Below are 17,986 nucleotides of genomic sequence, written 5' to 3' on the forward strand. Positions count from 1 at the left end.
TCGCCTTCCACCGATCCGCGCCAGCCGTACTTTTTTTCGACTTCAATTCTCCCTTTTCATATTTGCTACTGGAACAGCATGAAAAGTGGCCGAACATGCCGTTCGAGGTGTTGCCGATCGATTATTTGAAACTGCTCAAGCACTGGGGTCAGCCCATGCCGGGCTCGATTCCGCCCAAGCGCGTCTTCATGTACCGCTACGCGCTGTTCCGTGCCGAGCAACTGGGCATTCCTTTCAAAATGCCGCCGTCGCATCCGTTCGACTCGTCCAAGGCGCTGCGGCTCGCGGTGGCTTCGGGCGGGGAAGTCGGCTGCATCCGCGAGATTTTCCGGTTCATCTGGAAACAGGGCCGCGATCCATCGACTGAAGAAGGGTTCGACGATCTCTGCCGCCATGTCGGTTTGCCCGACGGCGCAAAGATGATCGAGCTCGAGGACGTGAAGGCGACGCTGCAGGCGAACGTCGAGCGCGCGATCGATCTCGGAGTATTTGGCGTGCCGACCTTCGTGGTGAACCAGCAATTGTTCTGGGGCGAAGACACCTTGCCGATGGTCCTTTACGTGGCCCGGTCGCCGAACTGGCTCGAAGCGGCCGAAGTCCAGCGGATCAGCAACCTGCCGAGGACGGCGCCGCAGATGTAACAGTGCGGCGGAGCTGAAGCGCGACGGCGGCCGTTCCTATGCCGCGCATAGCGGCCACGCTATGGCGTGCGGGATCAGGCGGGCTTAACGTAACGGCTCCGGCGTGCATCGCCATGGTTTTCTGTGTAGCGCCCGCCCGAAAAACGCCTTGCCCATGAACGATCCCGCCGACTCCGAAGATTCAAGCTCGACCGATTCCCTCGATATCTGGCTGATCCGCGTCCTGCAAACGCTTCTGACCGAGCGCAGCGTCACGCAAGCGGCGATGCGCCTGAGCCAGACGCAGCCGGCCATCAGCACGGCCTTGCGGCGTCTGCGCGACCTGCTGGGCGATCCGATCCTCGTGCGCGGCAAGCAAGGCATGGTGCCGACCGAATACGGCGCATCGCTGCTGCCGGCCACGCAGCGCGCGCTGCGAGAAGTCGAATTCGTCGCCACGCCGCACGGCATCTTCGATCCCGCCACGTCCCGCCGAACCTTCCGCGTGGCTGCGCCGGATTACCTGAACGACTTTTTCATGCCGACGATGATCCGCGCCTTTCGCGCCGCGGCGCCCAATGCGCGGCTGGAAATCGAATCGCTGAGTCCGACGCTCGACCACGAAGCCGCGCTCGATGACGGCGATCTCGATCTGGTCGTCGGCAACTGGGAAAATCCGGAACCGCGTTTCGCGCGCCGCGAATTGTTCACGGATCACTTCGTCTGCCTCATGCGCCGCGGCCATCCGCTAGCGCGGGAACCGCTCACAGCCTCGCGATATGCGCTGGCCGCGCACCTCGCGCCGACGGCCTATAGCGGGGCGAAACGGCATCCCATCGATATCGGTCTGGAGAGCGCCGGCATCAAGCGACGCATTGTCGCCACCCTTCCCTACTTTGGCCTCGTGCCGCAGACGCTGCTGCAATCGGACCTAATCTTCACCGCCACGCGCCGCTTTGCGCTGCATTACGCGGCGCTTTTGCCGCTGGTGGTGATGGAGTCGCCGATCGAGTTTCCGCCCATCGAAAGCTACCTGATGTGCCTGCCCGAAGTCAGCCGTCCGACCGATCTGGCATGGCTGAAAGCGCTGATGAGCGACGTCTCCCGGGATCTCACCGGACAGCCTCCGCGCGAATAGAACCGGTAAGAATGCCGGTTTTAGACGACGATTTCATTTTTTCAAAAGTTTTCAGTCGAATCTGAAAATACAGCAATCCTTTGTGAGTAGGGCTTCCGGGGTCTTAAGCGGTCGTAGAAATACTATTTACGTCGCACGGCGTGCCCAAACCTGTGGGAAAATCACGCTTCTTCAGTAAGATCAACCCCGCACTTACCCCAATGTCTACCGAAGCCCCGCTGTCCCGCCGCGCCGATCTCGCCATTACCGGGCGAATTGTCGCCGTCGTCGCTTTCACGTTCATTTGTTACCTGACCATCGGCATTCCGCTCGCAGTGCTGCCGGGTTTTGTGCATCTGAATCTCGAATATGGTTCAGTGATGGCGGGCGTGGCGATCAGCGTGCAGTACTTCGCGACGCTGGCATCGCGGCCACTCGCCGGGCGCGCCGCCGACAGCATCGGTCCGAAGCAAACCGTGTTGCGCGGACTGACCGCCTGTGGAATCAGCGGCGTGCTGTTGCTGTGCGCGGCGCTCGCCGAGCAATGGCATTCGGTGAGCCTCGCGCTGCTGATTGTAAGCCGGCTGGTGCTTGGATTTGGCGAGAGTCTCGTCGGCACGGGCGCGATCACGTGGGGTATCGGACGGGTCGGGCCCAATCAGAGCGGACGCGTGATCTCGTGGAACGGCATCGCCACTTATGGCGCGCTCGCGCTTGGTGCGCCGCTGGGCGTGGCGATGGAGCACACGCTCGGGTTTGCATCGCTGGGAACGTTCGTGATCGCGCTCGGCGGCCTCGGCTACTGGCTCGCCACGCGCATGGGTCCCGTGCCGGTGGTTCACGGCGAGCGCATGTCTTACCGGAGCGTGTTCTTCCGCGTGTTGCCGCACGGCATGGGGCTCGCGCTGGGATCGGCGGGATTCGGGTCCATCGCCACGTTCATCACCCTTTTCTACGCTGCGCATAACTGGCCGAACGCCGCGCTTTCGCTGACTGTGTTCGGCACGATGTTCGTCGGCGCGCGGTTGCTGTTCGCGAACACCATCAAGGTCTTCGGTGGCTTTCGCGTTGCCATCGTGTCGTTCGCGTTCGAGTGCGTGGGCCTGCTGATGCTCTGGCTTGCCGCCGATCCGGCCTTTGCGCTGGCCGGCGCCGCGCTCACCGGCTTCGGCTTCGCGCTGATCTTTCCGGCCTTGGGCGTCGAAGCGGTCGGACTCGTTCCGCCGGCAAGCCGCGGTGCGGCGTTATCGGCGTATTCGGTGTTCCTGGACTTGTCGCTGGGCGTGACCGGGCCGCTGGCCGGGTATGTCGCCGGGGAATTCGGCTTCAGCTCGGTGTACCTGTTTGCGGCGATTGCATCGGCGGCGGGCGTGGCGCTGACCGTCGGGTTGTACATGCGCACCGGGCGCGGCCTGGGCGGTGCGGCCACCGCGTGACGGTTTTCGCGGTTGGCATCGCGCGTTGAGAACGTCCGCTTCGGCGGACGTTTCGCATTCATCGGCAGCGTTCTGCGACATTCCACGCCGCCTGATGGTTTCTGCTTACGAACGAAAGCAAACCGCCGTTGCGCCGCTTGTCTTAGAATCGCCGCTTGGTCCTCACTTCCTGCGCAATATGAACTCCACATCGGAAGACCGCTGGCGCGACTTGCGCCCGGACCCGGACAGTGACACTCCGCTTTATCTGCAACTCGCCCGCAAGCTCGGCAATGCGATCCACGATAACCGCTGGAACGCCGGCGAAGCGTTGCCATCCGAACGCGTGCTGTCGGAGGCGCTCGGGGTATCGCGGATCACCTCGCGCAAAGCCATCGCGCTCCTGGTCGAACAAGGACTCATACGGCGCACGCAAGGCGCGGGTTCGTTCATCACGCCGCGCTACGAAGACCCGCTTTCGCGTTTGTCGAGCTTCAGCGAAATGCTGCGCAGACGTGGATTTACACCCGGATCGCAGTGGCTTTCGCGCGTGATCGAACCCGCGAATCGCGACGAAGTGATCCAGCTCGGGTTATCGCCGGCGGCGGCCGTTGCGCGCTTGCGGCGCTTGCGTACGGCCGATGGCATTGTCATGGCGGTCGAGAATTCGACCTTTCCGGCAGCGCTGATTCCCGACCCCGACGCAATCGGCGATTCGCTTTACAGCTTTCTGGAGCAGCGGAACTTGTCCATCGTGCGGGCCTTGCAGCATTTTCGCGCGGTGAATGCGAGCGATGAGATCGCAACGCAGATGGGCATCGCGCCGCACGATGCGTTGCTGCTGATCACGCGCGTGGGTTATACGGCCGATCAGCGCCCGATCGAACTCACCGATACCTACTGCCGCAACGATTACTACGACTTCGTTGCGGAGTTGCGGAAGTAACCATCACGTCCAGCGCGGCTCGTCCGTACCGATTTCTACCGGCGGCGAGGACCAGAACGGTGGCGTCATCGACATACGCTCGGGCGGCTGCGTGAGCGTGAGCGACCCAAACGGCGATTCGATGGTTTGAAGCACATCGCGGACGTCATCGATTTTCGGATCGTGGATCTTTTGCCCGTCCTCGATCAAACCCATCGATTGCAGCCAGCGCCCCGTTCCCGCCAGCGATACCCGCACATGCCAGCTTCCGCCTTCCTCGGCGCGACGTTGCAACGCGGTCATCGCGCCGAATGCCGCGAGATAGCCGGTCGCGTGATCGAGCGCCTGACACGGCAGATGACGCGGCTTCGTCTGGCCGGCGGCCTGGGCTTCGGTCCACGCAATACCGCTCGCCGACTGCACGAGGCTGTCGAAGCCACGGCGCTGCGACCACGGCCCCTTGTGTCCATACGCCGATACCGTCACGTACACGATCCCCGGCCGTTTTAGCGCGGCTTCCGCAGGGCCGAAGCCTTTGGCCTCGAGCGCGCCGGGCCTGTAGCCCTGCAGGAACACATCGGCGTCTTTCAGCAGCGCGCGCAAGGCGGTGCGGCCGGTTTCATCGCGCAGATCGAGGGTAGCGGAGCGTTTGCCGCGGCCGTTGTCGATGACCAAAGGCGCAATGTTCGGCAGATGCGGACCGTTGATCAGGAGGACATTGGCGCCGTGTTCGGCGAGCGTGCGACCCGCCACCGGACCCGCAATGATGCGGCTCACATCGAGCACTCGAACGCCGGACAGAGGCCGCTCGCCATTGCCAATAGGTTCAGGCGGTGCATCCCCGAGTCTGGTGATTTCGAGCAGCGGCGTTTCGGCGATCGCGCGGGCTTGCGGCAGCATCGACCATTCTTCCGGCGTCCGGATCAGCGCGGCGCAGAGGCCGGCGTCGGCGAGGGCTTGGTCGAGCGTGGCGCCGTCCCAGTGGCGGATCTCCTCGCTGACGCCGGCGTGATCGTTGGCGCAGCCGAGGAGTTTCACCACGCCATCGCGATGATGCTTGAAGTTCGTGTGAAGCTGGATCCAGCGGCCATTGCGTGTTTCGTAGAAACCCGTCAGCGGATCGCGCAGCTCGGGCGCGGTATCGGCGTCGATGCGCAAGTAGCGTTCGCTGCGAAACGCGACAGTTGCGCGGTGCGCATCGAGTTCGACTTGCTGCATCTGGCCCGTTCGCTGCCGGAAGCAATCGGCGGCGGCTAATGCGGAGGCGCCAATACTCGCCGATGCCAGCGCGCTCACCCGATACACCGACGGCAACTGCCGCTCGTCACCGGAGAGCGTGAGGTGACTGAGCGTCTCGGGATGACGGCCGGCGAGATGCCAGAGCGTCGCAAGGGGATTCGAGGCGAAATTCATAGCGGTGCCTTCTTAGCGAGAAAACGCAGCGGATCAATCTTATGCGCTGCAGCTTACACTCAGTACCAGGGCCACCCCGCGACCACCCAAAGCCACGCAAGCAGGAACGACGTGACGGTGGGAATCAGCACATCGAGCACGCGCGCCCAGCCCCATTCCCACGGGAACCATCCTTGTTTCCAGACAAGCGCGGTCGACCGCTTCCCTTTGCGTTCGAATTCGACTTCGAGTTTTTTGCGGGACCAGTACCAGATGAGGACGCTCGCGGCTCCAAACCACGGATTGCGTGTGACCAGCGTCACCGGGACCTGGACCAGCAATCCTTCAACACAATGCGAGACCGATCTGTGCCATCGCGCCGCCAGAACCCATCGGATAAACGGAGTCATTCGCTGCCTCCTGCATGGCGGTTGCGCTCTACCTTGGTGTAAAGCGCATTCTCACCGATTCCAGTTCAGCAGGCAGGCTGCGTGCCCGGGGTCGCTTGCGGGCAAGCGCAACAAATCCGAGCCGCCGATACAACCGAGCAGCGGAGTCATTAGTCAGAAGCACATCGAGGACGAGGCCGTCGTTGCGGGGTATCGGTGGCTGAGATGCACCGCTTTGCGCAGCGTTCAGCAGCGCGCTGAATATGCCGCGGCTGCGTACATCTACGCGGGTCGCGCAATGTGCAAGCAGGGTTTCACCGCGGCTCGGCGGCGGCAGTTCACTTTCAAGGATCAGTCCGCGCCGCAACACGCCGACGGTTCGACGCAAACCGAAAAATCGCAGGGTCATCCAGGCGAACCAGAGATTGTCGGAAAGCGTCGACCGGCTGCCATGCGCGGCCAGAATGCCGACCACCTCCCCCTTCGCAGCCGATACCCAGTGCCTGCGCCACGAGAACCGCCCGTGCGTGGACGCGAATGCAGCACGCAGGAATGCGATGCACTGCTCCTTCGGCACGCCGAACAGGAACCCGAACTCGAGCCTGCCCGAAGCGAAGACAAGCGGCGCGGCCTGGGGAGCGTCTGCGGCGCGGGCAGGACGGTCGAGAAGTGCGTTGCCTTGGGCTCGCTTGCTGGAGGATTCCGGCGACAGCAGCGTCATCGCGCGAGCTTGCGCAGTACGGCGACCGTGCGCGAGATCTGCTCCGGTTCATGCGTCGAGCAAATGAAAAACCGCAATCGTGCAGCGCGCTCTTCAACGGCCGGATAGAAGATCGGCTGCGCGTTGATGCCTTCTTCGAAGAGCGCATTGGCCCATTGCGCGGCCTTGAGCGAACTGCCCGTGATGACCGGCACCACGGCAAAACCGGCGCTCGAACCTGTGTTCAAACCGGCGTTGCGCGCTTCATCGAGGAATTGATGGCCGCGCTCGGCCAGCAGCTTCACGCGCCACGGCTCGGCAATCAAGCGCTCCAACGCTGCAAGCGATGCAGCCGCAAGCGTCGGCGCAAGGCCAACGCTATACAGAAAACCGGGTGCGAGGTGGCGCAGGATATCGATCAGAGCGTGCGATCCCGCGATAAACCCGCCGCAGCCAGCCAGTGTCTTGCTGAGTGTGCCCATCCAGATATCGACGTCCTGGCTCGGCATGTTGCAATACTCGCGGATGCCCTTGCCTGTTTCACCGATCACACCCAATGAATGGGCTTCATCGACCATGAGGAACGCTGCATGGCGACGCTTGACCTCCACGAATTGCGGCAGGTCGGGAATGTCCCCGTCCATGCTGTAAAGCCCTTCCACCACGATCAGCACGCGGCGAAATTCATGGCGCGCGCGGGCAAGCAATTCGTCCAATGCGCGCCAGTCGTTGTGGGGAAAACTCAGGCGCTTCGCGCCGCTCAACTGCGCGCCTTGCAGCACACTGTTGTGCGCGAGCGCATCGTGGACGATCAGATCGCCCGGACCAAACAGCGAGCCGATGACCGTAACGTTCGTGGCGTGCCCGCTGACAAAAACGAGGGCGTCGTCGGCATCGTAGAAACGCGCGAGCGCGTTCTCGAGTTCGCCATGCACCGTGCGCTCGCCTGCGACCATCCGGCTTGCCGACGCCGATGTCCCGTACTGATCGATCGCCGCCTTCGCGCAATCGTTCACGCGGGCATCGCCAGCCAGACCCAGGTAGTTGTAGTTCGCGAAGTTCAGGTAGGGCTTGCCGCCGATCTGCGTCGTCGCGCCCGCAGTGCCTTCATGCACGCGGAAAAATGGCGAGTCCACGCGCAGCTTGTCACCCATCTCGCGCAGCAGCTTGACCTGCGTGTAACCCGGCATGGTCTCGAAACTGCACAACGCGTCGCGGGCGGAATCCGCCGCGCTGCCGGGCGCTTGCGCAAGTTCCTGGCCAAGCGATCGCGCCGGCGCCTGCGCTTGCTCGGACACGCGTTCGAGTTGTCGCTGCAATGCCTTGGCGGCGAGTTGCTGACGAAAGTTTCCAGTCAAATCCATGAAGTGTTATTTCCGGTTTTACGTGCGGCCAAGCGGCAACTCATGTGGAGAATTCAGTCCATTCCCATGCGTCGCTCTCGGCCAGAAGCGCGGCGAGCAGCCGATAGTTCATTTCGTGGCTGGGACGCTGCGCCGTCAAACGCCCGAGCAGCGGCGCGCCGCCAAGCGCGAGATCGCCGACCAGATCCAGCACGCGATGCCGCACGAATTCATCCGGCAAACGCATGCCGCCAATGACCTTGCTGCCGATAATCGCCGCCGTGGAGCTCAGGCGAGCGCCTCGCAGGATCGGAACACCGCGCAGATACCCTACGAGAATGGCAAGGGCCGCCCACTTCACGCGGCCATAAGAACGCGACGGCGCGATTTCGGTGGCAAAGCTTGCCGGCGTGATCGCGCCATCCCAATGCAGATTGCCGAACCCGTTGAGATCGTTGCGCACGCTCATTTCGTATCGGTCACACGGCTCGATACGCATGCTGCGAACATTCTTCGTCCCCGCGCCGTCCTCGACGCTGATTGGCCGCAACACGCGGATAAAGCGCTTGCGCGAGGGAAGCGAACGCCGGCCGCAGGCGTTGACTGCCTGAGTCCAGGGCAATGCGCTGCCATCGAGAATGGGTACTTCCTCGGCGTCGAGCTCGACGATTGCATGATCGATCTCGCATGCGAGCAGTGAAGCCAGCAGATGTTCCACCGTGCGCACGCGTACGCCGCTTTGGTCTTCGAGCATCGTGCAAAGCGGCTGCGCGAGGCGGATTGCGGGACTCGCCGGCAAATCGGCGAGCGCACGGCCGCCGCCCATCCGTCGAAAAACGATACCGCCCGCCTCGCGCGGCACCACGCGCACATTCACGCGACGCCCTGTGTGAAGTCCACGCCCGCTCAGTTCGAGGCTGCGGGCGAGCGTGCCTTCATTGCTGTGCCAGCCGGCCGGGACGCTCAATGCGACCCCGCTGTGCCGGGTGCATCGGCGATCGCTTCTTCCTGCTTCAGCGCGTTCGCTTCTTCTTCGAAGCCATGACGCGTGGCCATTGCCGCGACTTCGTCGTGCGGTTCTTGTGGCGCGCCTTCGCCGTCGCCGCTCATGATGGAATCAACGATACGTCGTGCAAGAGACACGACCGTTGCCCCCTCGGCCAGCGCCATCACGGAGAACTTCACGCCGAACGATTCCTCGACCGCCATGCCGAGCTCCATGCCCATCAGCGAGTCCATGCCCATGTCCGCGAGCGACTTGTCCTTGCCGATCTTTTCCGGCGACATGTGCAGGATCCGCGCGATCTGCGATTGCAGCGTTTCCTCGGCGAACCAGAGCGCGTCGGCACGCGACAACCCGCGGATATGCGCGCCGCTTTCCCGTGTGGCTTCCACTGCGCCGCGCGTGTGCAACTCGGCGTAGCGTTGTGCATCGGCGGCGGGCATGCCGCGCGCCACTGCGTTCCAGTCGAGGCGCAAGACAGCTTCGCCTGAGCGGTTATCGAGCAGTGCCTGTTCAAGCGCGGCCAGCGCTTCATTGGATGTAATCGACAAACCGCCAACGCGCGCCTGCAGTGCCTCGCGCGTCTCTTCATTGCGTGCGAGAAACCCAACGTCATCGACCGGGCCCCATGCCATCACGGTTCCCGCGAGTCCGGCCTGGCGGCGCTGTCCAACCAGCGCTTCGAGGAACGCGTTCGCGGCCACATAGCTGCCCTGTCCCGGGTTGCCGAGGAACGTCGTCGCCGACGAATAGACGATGAACATATCGAGCTCATGCGCGAGCGTCGCACGATGCAGATTCCACGCGCCCGCAACTTTTGGCGCGAGCACGGCGTTGAAGCGGGCGTCGTCGAGATTGTGGATCAGGCCGTCGTCGATCACCATCGCCGAATGCACGATGCCCTTGAGCGGCAGGCTGCGTGCATCGATGTCCTGAATCAGCTTGTTCACCGCTGCGCTGTTCGTGATATCGCACGTGGCCAGGTGCACTTGCACGCCGTCCCATGTGCGGAGTTCATCGGCGAGTGCGGTGGACAGCGCGCCGCTACGGCTTGCCAGCGTGAGATGACGCGCACCGCGTTGAACCATCCATCGCGCCGTCGCGAAGCCGAGTCCACCGGTTCCGCCGACCACCAGATATGCCGCCGATGCATCCAGCCGCAGTGTTTCCTTGATCACCCCCGAGTTCGCCGGCGCGGGCGTGCCGCCGGAATAGGTGACGAGCACCTTGCCGATCTGACGCGCCTGCTGCATGTGACGGAACGCATCTTCCACACGCTCGGCCGGGAACGCTCGATACGGAAGCGGATGCAGCACGCCATCGGCGAAAAGCTTCATCACGTCGGCGAACAAACGCGCCGTGAGTTCGGGCAGAACGGTCATCAACTGATCGGCATCGATACCGAAATAGCTGATGTTGTTACGGAATGGCCGCAAGCCGATCCGGCTGTTCTCGTAGAAATCGCGTTTGCCGAGTTCCAGGAAACGTCCAAACGGCCGCAAGGTATCGATACTGCGCACCATCGCTTCACCGGCCAGCGAATTGAGCACGATGTCCACGCCCGCACCGCCCGTCAGTTCGCGGATTTCATCGGCGAAAAAGAGACTGCGTGAGTCGAGCACATGATCCGCGCCCAGCAAACGCACGAATTCGCGTTTCTCGCGGCTGCCCGCGGTCGCGAACACTTGCGCGCCGAAGTGACGCGCAAGCTGGATCGCCGCAATTCCGACACCGCCAGCGCCGCCATGGATCAGCACGCGTTCACCCGGGCGCAGCCGCGCGAGTTCGCAGAGCGCGTACCAGGCGGTGAAGAACGTGGTGGGAATCGTCGCGGCTTCCTCGAAGGTCATCCGCTCGGGCTTGTGTGCAATGGCGACCACGCGCGTGCGCACCCGCGATGCAAACGATGCCGGGGCAAAACCGAGCACGGCATCGCCCGGTTTGAAGGCACCGATCTCACGCCCCACCCGCACGATCCGCCCCGACAACTCCATGCCAATGGTCGCGCCCGCAAAGCCGTTCTCCACCGCTTCGTCGGAGAGCAGGCCCATTGCGTACATCACATCGCGGAAGTTGAGGCCCGTTGCGACGGGTTCGATCTCCACTTCGTCCGCAGCCAGTTCGCGATCCGGCAGCGCGAACCATTCGAGATTGCGCAGCGAACCCGGCGTGCCGAAACCCAGTACGGCCTCGGTGCGTGCCGCCAGCGCAGGAAGCCGGGCGGCCTGACGTAATGCAGCGCTCGATGCAGGCAGCATGCGCGGCACGTAACGGCCCGTCTGGTTCAGCAGGACTTCTTCTTCGGCATCGGCGGCGAGCAGTTCGTTTGCCAGGATTACTGCGGCGTTGGCGCAGGCGGGATGCACGTCGACAAGACGGCAGGACAGCTCCGGATGCTCGTTGGCCAGGACGCGTCCGAGCCCCCACAACGTCGCCTGTTCAGGATGCAACGCGGCCGCTTGCGCTTCCGATGGCAGCAACATGGGCGCGCCGCCGCGCGTGACGATCCAGAGTTTGGGCTTCGACGCACGGGAATCGCGAGTGACAAGACGAACCAGCCGCGCGAGCGCAAGCGCCAGTTCGCGTTGCGCCTGCATGATGTCGTCGGGCGATGTATCGGGCGCAACGAACACCACGTTGTCTGAATTCAGCGCAGAGACCGCCGACAGGGCCGCGTACTTCGCGTCCTGACCGTCGGTATCGAGTTGCGCGGCAACAGCGGTTCCAAAGGCGCTCGACGATCCTGCCGTCAACACGGCCCACGACTGCTTCACATGACTGTGCTGCGCGACGGGCATTGCCGGCGCGGATGGCTGCCGCGCGACTATAAGCGAGGGCGTGCCCTCGAGTTCAAGACCCTGCTCGACGTGTTGCAAAACGTCTTCGAAGCCTGCGTGTTGCAGCAAGTTTGCGATATCCGAAGCTGACAGCCACGCCCGTTTGGCCGACTCGCCGGCATCGAGACTGAAGACAATGTCGGAGAAGCGGCTGCGCCGTGCTTCCGTGATCACGATAAGCGCACCCGGCGACAGCCAGCCGCGCAGTGCATCAATAAAAGCTCGCGGATCCGATTGGCTCGCGAGCGCGTGGCTTGCCACCACCACGTCATATTGATGCGGCTCACCGTTGCCGAGCTTCGGCCGTGCACCCAGTTCAAGCACGACCGTATGCACGGCGGGATGCGCGGAGGTATCGAAGGCGCTGAGCTGCTCGTCCGTGCCCGCGATCGTGCAGTCCACGCGCGACAACGGCAGATGCATCCCGAGCGGCTGCAACACCTCGCTTTCTGGTGAATCGATTTCGAGCAGGCGCAAGCGGCGCGGCTGTTTCCAAGCATCGACCGCTGCGCTCACGCATTCGCCGACCAGCTTGTTGACGTACGACCACGTTGGCGAGCCTTCGAAGAAATGCTCGACCAGGCTGCTGCGTGCAGCCGGCAAGATCTCGACGCCCGACTTCTCACCGCGCAACACGGCGCTCAGTGCGCTGCCGCAATGCGCAAGCAGCGTCAGCTCCGCAACGTGAGAAGGCGACTGCGCGAGCAGTTCGCGCCAGAGCGCATCGGTGGGCGGAAGACTTGCGCAGGCGGCGTCGTCGCGGATCAACTGGCCGCTGTCGCTCCAGTTTGCAAGACCGTCTTCGACGAGGATCTCGGCAAGCCTCGCGAGCAACGCGGGATGAGCGCACAGCGGCAACGCCGGTTGACTGAATACGTTGAGTTCATCGAGCGCGCGCAGCGCGTAGGCGCTTGCAAGCACATCGAGCAGAGGCAGTATTTCGGTCAGGTGTGTCGTGCGGCGCGAGGCTTCTTCCTGAGCATCCTCACCGCGTGACAAGAGCGCCTTCCCAACCAGTGCGGCCGATGCAGGCAGCGTACGCGCGTGGATATCGCGCGGCAGCGGCTTTGCATCGAGCACGTAGGTGAATCGTGCAGGTACGCTCGCGCGCCGGGCGCCCAGGTCCACGCGACGGAAGCGGCAAGCGGTGAGCCGCGCGACGATGCCGCCGTTTTCATCGGCGAATTCAAACGAGGCCACCAGCGAATGCGGACTACGCCGGTCAATCCGCGCAAGCACGTATTTGACCGTTTCCCCGCCGATAAAATCGATACGCCCAAGCTGCACCGGCACATACGCGGCGTGTTCAGCGACGCCTTCGGTTTCCGCTGCGGCCAGCAGCGCGAACAGCGGATGAAAGCCGCTGTCCATCAGCGCCGGATGGAACGTGTAGCCATCGGGCCGGCATGCGGAAATTTCGCATACCGGCGGCATGGCGACTTCGGCGAGCGCGAGGTTGTCATCGGCAATACGGACGTTGCGAATCCAATGAAACGCCGGACCGTAGGCAAGACCAATCTGAGCGGCCTGTTCGTAAAGCAGCGCGCCATCAGTCGGCGGCAGCGTAAGAATGCGCTCGAGTTCGGCACGCGGCACGGCAGCCGCCACGCTCACGTCTGGACCACCGGACAACAGCCGTCCGGCCACATTCAGCGTCCACGCCGCTTCGCTCATGCGGTCGCGCGATTCAATGCTGAATGCCGCCGTGCGCCGATCGATGCTCAGGCGCAAGAGTTTGGATTGCTGAGCGCGGAACACGACCGGCACGCGAATATCGACGTTTTCGACCGCGCAGCTTTCCGTGCCGAAAAACGCGCGCGCCGCCGCCAGCGCCATCTCGACATAACCCGCGCCGGGGAATGCAATGTTGCCGTCCACCACGTGATCCGCGAGCATAGGCAGGCGGTCGGGATCGATATCGTTTTCCCATGCAAGCGCCTGATCGCGCAGCCTGTAGCCCAGCAGCGGATGCTCACGGCGCCGGTTCACCAGGTCATACGCTTCCGCGGTCGGGCCTTGCCAGAAGTGCTCGCGCTGCCACGGATAACCCGGCAACGCGACAAGATGCGATGTTTGCCCCACCGGCGCAAAGCGGTCGAGATCGGCGCGCGCGCCGTTTGCCAGCGCGTTGTACAGCGCATGGTGCAGGACCTGCGCGGTGTCGTGATGACGCTTCAATGTAATCAGCGCGCGGCCCGGCAACTCCAGGTCGTCGCACGTCTGCTTCACATAATGGCGCAGCACCGAATGAGGACCGACTTCGAGAAAAATCCGTATACCGGCGCGGGCGAGATGCGCGATTGCATCGCCGAAACGCACCGGCTCGCGGATATTGCGCCACCAGTAATCGGCATCGAGTTGCGAGCCCGGAAAGTCCGAACCTGTCACCGTCGATACAAACTGGCGCGTCGCTTCCTTCGGCGCGAGATCGGCAAGGCCTTCGGTAACCTCAGCCTGGATCCGGTCCATGTGCGAGCTGTGGAACGGATAATCGAGGTTGAGCATCTGGAAGAACGCGCCGCTGTCGCGCAACGCGTCTTCCAATGTCTTCAGCGCGGCGGGCGAACCGGCGAGCGTGACGGCCTGCGGGCTGTTGACGCCTGCAATCTCCACCGATGCACCCAAGCTCAGTTCCGCAATCCGCGTGCGGATCGCGATTTCGCTCAGGCCCACAGCCGCCATGCGTCCGAGACCTCGCGTCAATCCTTGCGCCCGGCTTCTCACCTTGATCACGCGCACCGCCTGCGCAAGCGTCAATGCACCCGACGCCCACGCCGCCGCGATCTCGCCCACGCTGTGGCCAAGACATGCGTCGTAGAGAACGCCGCGCGCCTCGATCACCCGCACGATGCCTACCTGAATGGCGAACAACAGCGGCTGCGCATTTTCGGTCGCGTCGAGCCATTGCGCCGTGGCGCCCGCGCGCATGACTTCGACGAGCGATGCACTGCCGTCGGCGCACCAGAGCGCATTGACTTCTTCTAGCGCGGCGCGAAACACCGGCTCTTCATCGATGAGCCGCTTGCCCATATCCACCCACTGCGCACCGTTTCCGGAGAACACGAGCGCGAGGCGTTCGTCGTCGCCGGGCGAAGTGCCGTGAGCGAGCGCCGTGGCGCTGGTGTCGCGGCCTTTGCTCAAGCCTTCGAGCAATGCGCGCGCTTCTTCAGTAGTCTGTGGCGCGATGATCGCGCGTTCGCTGAGCCATTGCCGGCTGCGCGCCGCACTGGCCGCGAGCGCGTTCCAGGCTGTGCCTGCGTCGAGCACAGCAAGATAGCGCGCGGCAACATCTGCGAGCGCTTCAGGCGAGCGTGCTGTCAGGCACAGCGGCAAAAGCCCGGCATCCTTCGATGCTTCGATTTGCACCGCGTTACTCGCAGCGGCGGGGGCCTCCCTCAGCACCACGTGTGCATTCGTTCCGCCGAAGCCAAACGAATTCACGCCCATGACGAGCGGCGTTTTGCTGGTATCCAGTGAAGTGAATTGCTCAACGACGCGCAACGCGCCGCCCTCGAAGTCGATACGCGGATTCGGCGTCCTGAAGTGAAGCGATGCAGGCACCGCACGATGCTTCAGGCTGAGGATGGTCTTGAACAGACCGGCCATGCCCGATGCTGTTTCGAGGTGCCCCACATTCGTTTTCACCGATCCGATCAGCAACGGCTTGTCGGCAGAACGTCCCACCGACGCCGCTTCGACCAGCGCGCGCGCCTCGATGGGGTCTCCCACTGCCGTGCCCGTGCCGTGCGCTTCGAGATAGGCCAGCTCGGTCGGATCGATTCCCGCGCGCCGGTACACGCTCTTGAGCAGCGCCGCTTGCGCGGCCGACGTTGGAACGCTGATTCCGCCGCGCGAATGGCCATCCGAATTCACAGCCGACCCTGCGATGACCGCATGGATCGTGTCGCCGTCCGCGAGTGCGCGATCCAGCGGCTTGAGCAGCACGAATGCGCCGCCTTCGGCACGCACGTAGCCGTCGCCGTCGGCATCGAATGCGCGGCAGCGGCCGGTGGGCGAAAGCATCGACGCCTTCGAGAAGCCGATAAACGCCGACGGGTGAGTCAGCACGTTGACGCCGCCGGCCAGCGCCGTGTCGGCGTCGCCGGCCTGCAGCGCCTGACACGCCTGGTGAAGCGCGACGAGCGACGACGAACATGCGGTATCGATGGACATGCTCGGCCCGCGCAGGTCGAACACATACGACACGCGATTCGACGCGATGCTGAGCGTCGTGCCCGTTGCCGTGTATGGATCGATGCCGCTTACGTCGTCCATGCCGCGATGGCCGTAGTCCGTGTTCGCCACGCCCACGTAGACCGCGCAATTGCGCCCCGCCATCTGACGCGGCGGCAGGCCGGCGTCTTCGAAGGTTTCCCACGCGAGTTCCAGCAACAGGCGCTGCTGCGGATCCATCTGCGTGGCTTCGCGGCGCGAGATGCCGAAGAAAGCGGCGTCGAAGCCCGCTACGTTGTCGAGCGCGCCGGCAGCGAACGTGTAGCTCTTGCCCGGCTCGCGCTTCGAGGGGTGCTGGTAGAACTCCGTGCCGAAGCGCTCAGGCGGAATCTGCGTGACAGCGTCGCGACCTGTGGAGAGCAGTTCCCAGAAGTCGTCGGGATTGGCCACGCCGCCCGGAAACCGGCAGGCCATTCCTATGATTGCGATTGGTTTGGTCATATATTTTTTTTCAGCCCCGCGAGACTGGGGAACGGCTTTTCATTGTTCAGTTAGCGCGCCGACACGACGCCGTGCATCTCTTCCACCAGTTCAACGAGAGCCGGTCCAAGCCGCGCCGCACTCAACGGCTTGCTTGACGGCTTGCTGGTTCGTTGCTCCGTGCGGGTGCCGTGGCTGCGCCAAATGAAGTAATCGCTAGTGAGTTGGGGTTGGTTCAACGAATCGAAAATCTTTGGCAGCGCTGGAACGTGATCGCCGTAAAAACACACGATGCTTTCACGTGGCCGTTGCGCAAGCGCCTGCATGAGGCGGCCGATCATAACGTCTGCGTTCGAAAGGTGCCGGAGATAAGCCGTCAAATCATTCCAGCGCGGATCTTCACCTTGGGAGTGGTACCGCGCGGCTTCGCCTGGGTTCACGTCTTCCAGATGCAGCGGACCGTGGTTTTCCATGGTCATCGCCATGACAAATGCCGGCTGGTCGCCGGCAGTATCGAGCGCTTCGAGAATGGCGTCCGCCACCGCCGCGTCCGCCACGTGAGGACCCGCGCGTGGCGCTGTATCGAACGCGCCGATGTCCGTGAAGGTGTCGAAATGCATCAGCGGAAAAACGCGCGCCCGACCAAAGAAGTCGGCGAAATACGGGTGGATGGCGCGTGTCACGTAACCTGCGCGTTTGAACCATGCGGCCATTGTCGTGCATTGCGACCGTACAAACGCATAGGGATAAAAACGCGCATATCCGAGCTGCGCCTCGTTAAGCCCGGTCAGTACCGCGAACTCCGTGCGCATGGTATTCGCGCCCCACGCCGGCACGGTCAGCTCGCCGTATTGCTCGGACTGGTGGCAGGCTATGTCGAAGTGTTTGAGCAGCGATGAATCGACCGAATTCCCCAAGCGCCGGGCATCGAAGAACGACTCGCTTTGAATCACGATGATATCGGGACCGGCGAGCCGCGACGCTGTGCGGGCGAAAGGGCCGGTCGCGAGCGCACTGCGCAGGAGACGAGCGGTCGCGGGTCGAAGCCCGTTGGACAGGTACGCAACGAACGTTGATAAAAAGCCATGACGCCGCTGATCGCTCTCGGGCAGCAGGGACAAGTCGAGACGCGAGGACAGCCGCACTACCGCTGCGAAACTCAACAGGACGACAATTGCCAACGAAACGTCGGAATGGCGTGGCGGCTTCGGACCAAAGATAAACGCAGCGACAAAAAGCGCCGCGCCAATAGCAATGGCGACGACCTTCCCCGCGCTGAGAAACGGGAGATACAAACGTGGATGCGCGAAAAGCTGGCTAAAGAGGCTCAGGTCCGTGAAGACGAACGGCTCGCGCAAGGATTCGTGCTTTGCGTTGCTGACAATCGCCAGCAGCGCAACCAGTGATGCGGTCACAAGCGCGGCGAATCCAGGGCGTGCACTCGCCAGAAGAACCACCGAAAAGACGCAGGCCAACGCGGCCACGCCGATGCCCATCGCACGCCACGACCTTCTCCACGACCCACGCGGCAACGCCACGGCTTCTGCCATGCACGAACCGATCAGCGAGACGAGGAACCACAGCGAGACAGT

The 17,986-nt window shown here is 63.3% G+C and carries 10 protein-coding genes and 1 pseudogene; 4 read left to right on the forward strand and 7 right to left on the reverse strand.

The window, feature by feature from the left end:
* Nucleotides 1-14: 14 nt before the first annotated feature.
* The 4 genes and pseudogenes from AXG89_RS02640 to AXG89_RS02655 form a co-directional block, all read left to right on the forward strand.
* Nucleotides 15-641: pseudogene (locus AXG89_RS02640) on the forward strand (2-hydroxychromene-2-carboxylate isomerase); the annotation flags it as partial.
* A 154-nt stretch (nucleotides 642-795) separates the two neighbouring features.
* Nucleotides 796-1,758 carry a LysR family transcriptional regulator gene (locus tag AXG89_RS02645; RefSeq protein ID WP_062167707.1) on the forward strand — a complete coding sequence of 321 codons (963 nt, stop codon included), beginning with the start codon at nucleotides 796-798 and terminating at the stop codon, nucleotides 1,756-1,758.
* Nucleotides 1,759-1,958: 200 nt separating this feature from the next.
* Nucleotides 1,959-3,173: an MFS transporter gene (locus tag AXG89_RS02650; protein WP_062000195.1), complete on the forward strand. Its 1,215-nt coding sequence runs from the start codon at nucleotides 1,959-1,961 to the stop codon at nucleotides 3,171-3,173.
* A 178-nt stretch (nucleotides 3,174-3,351) separates the two neighbouring features.
* The gene (locus AXG89_RS02655) at nucleotides 3,352-4,098 is read left to right on the forward strand and encodes a GntR family transcriptional regulator (protein WP_062000968.1); all 747 of its coding nucleotides are present in this window, start codon (nucleotides 3,352-3,354) and stop codon (nucleotides 4,096-4,098) included.
* 3 nt (nucleotides 4,099-4,101) lie between these two features.
* Here AXG89_RS02655 and AXG89_RS02660 read toward each other — a convergent pair whose 3' ends face one another.
* The 7 genes from AXG89_RS02660 to AXG89_RS02690 are packed head-to-tail and all read right to left on the reverse strand — an operon-like array spanning nucleotide 4,102 to nucleotide 17,944.
* Nucleotides 4,102-5,490 (reverse strand): CoA transferase, encoded by a 1,389-nt coding sequence (locus tag AXG89_RS02660; protein WP_062167709.1) that lies wholly within the window; start codon nucleotides 5,488-5,490, stop codon nucleotides 4,102-4,104.
* 59 nt (nucleotides 5,491-5,549) lie between these two features.
* Complete coding sequence (locus tag AXG89_RS02665) at nucleotides 5,550-5,879, reverse strand: hypothetical protein (protein ID WP_062167718.1); 330 nt, start codon at nucleotides 5,877-5,879, stop codon at nucleotides 5,550-5,552.
* Between the two features lie 28 nt (nucleotides 5,880-5,907).
* A complete protein-coding gene (locus tag AXG89_RS02670) occupies nucleotides 5,908-6,579 on the reverse strand; it encodes a GNAT family N-acetyltransferase (RefSeq protein ID WP_062167724.1) in 672 nt (223 codons plus the stop codon).
* Complete coding sequence (locus AXG89_RS02675; RefSeq protein WP_062167728.1) at nucleotides 6,576-7,922, reverse strand: aminotransferase class I/II-fold pyridoxal phosphate-dependent enzyme; 1,347 nt, start codon at nucleotides 7,920-7,922, stop codon at nucleotides 6,576-6,578. Before AXG89_RS02675 ends, AXG89_RS02670 begins: the two co-directional genes overlap by 4 nt.
* Before the next feature lie 40 nt (nucleotides 7,923-7,962).
* Nucleotides 7,963-8,868 carry a UDP-3-O-acyl N-acetylglycosamine deacetylase gene (locus AXG89_RS02680; protein ID WP_062167733.1) on the reverse strand — a complete coding sequence of 302 codons (906 nt, stop codon included), beginning with the start codon at nucleotides 8,866-8,868 and terminating at the stop codon, nucleotides 7,963-7,965.
* Nucleotides 8,865-16,415, reverse strand: a complete 7,551-nt coding sequence (locus AXG89_RS02685; protein WP_062167738.1) for a type I polyketide synthase — start codon at nucleotides 16,413-16,415, stop codon at nucleotides 8,865-8,867. The genes AXG89_RS02680 and AXG89_RS02685 overlap by 4 nt, the downstream gene beginning before the upstream one ends.
* A 50-nt stretch (nucleotides 16,416-16,465) precedes the next feature.
* The gene (locus AXG89_RS02690; protein ID WP_062170230.1) at nucleotides 16,466-17,944 is read right to left on the reverse strand and encodes an LTA synthase family protein; all 1,479 of its coding nucleotides are present in this window, start codon (nucleotides 17,942-17,944) and stop codon (nucleotides 16,466-16,468) included.
* Nucleotides 17,945-17,986 lie beyond the last annotated feature (42 nt).

This window comes from Burkholderia sp. PAMC 26561, from assembly GCF_001557535.2.
Lineage (GTDB): Bacteria > Pseudomonadota > Gammaproteobacteria > Burkholderiales > Burkholderiaceae > Caballeronia.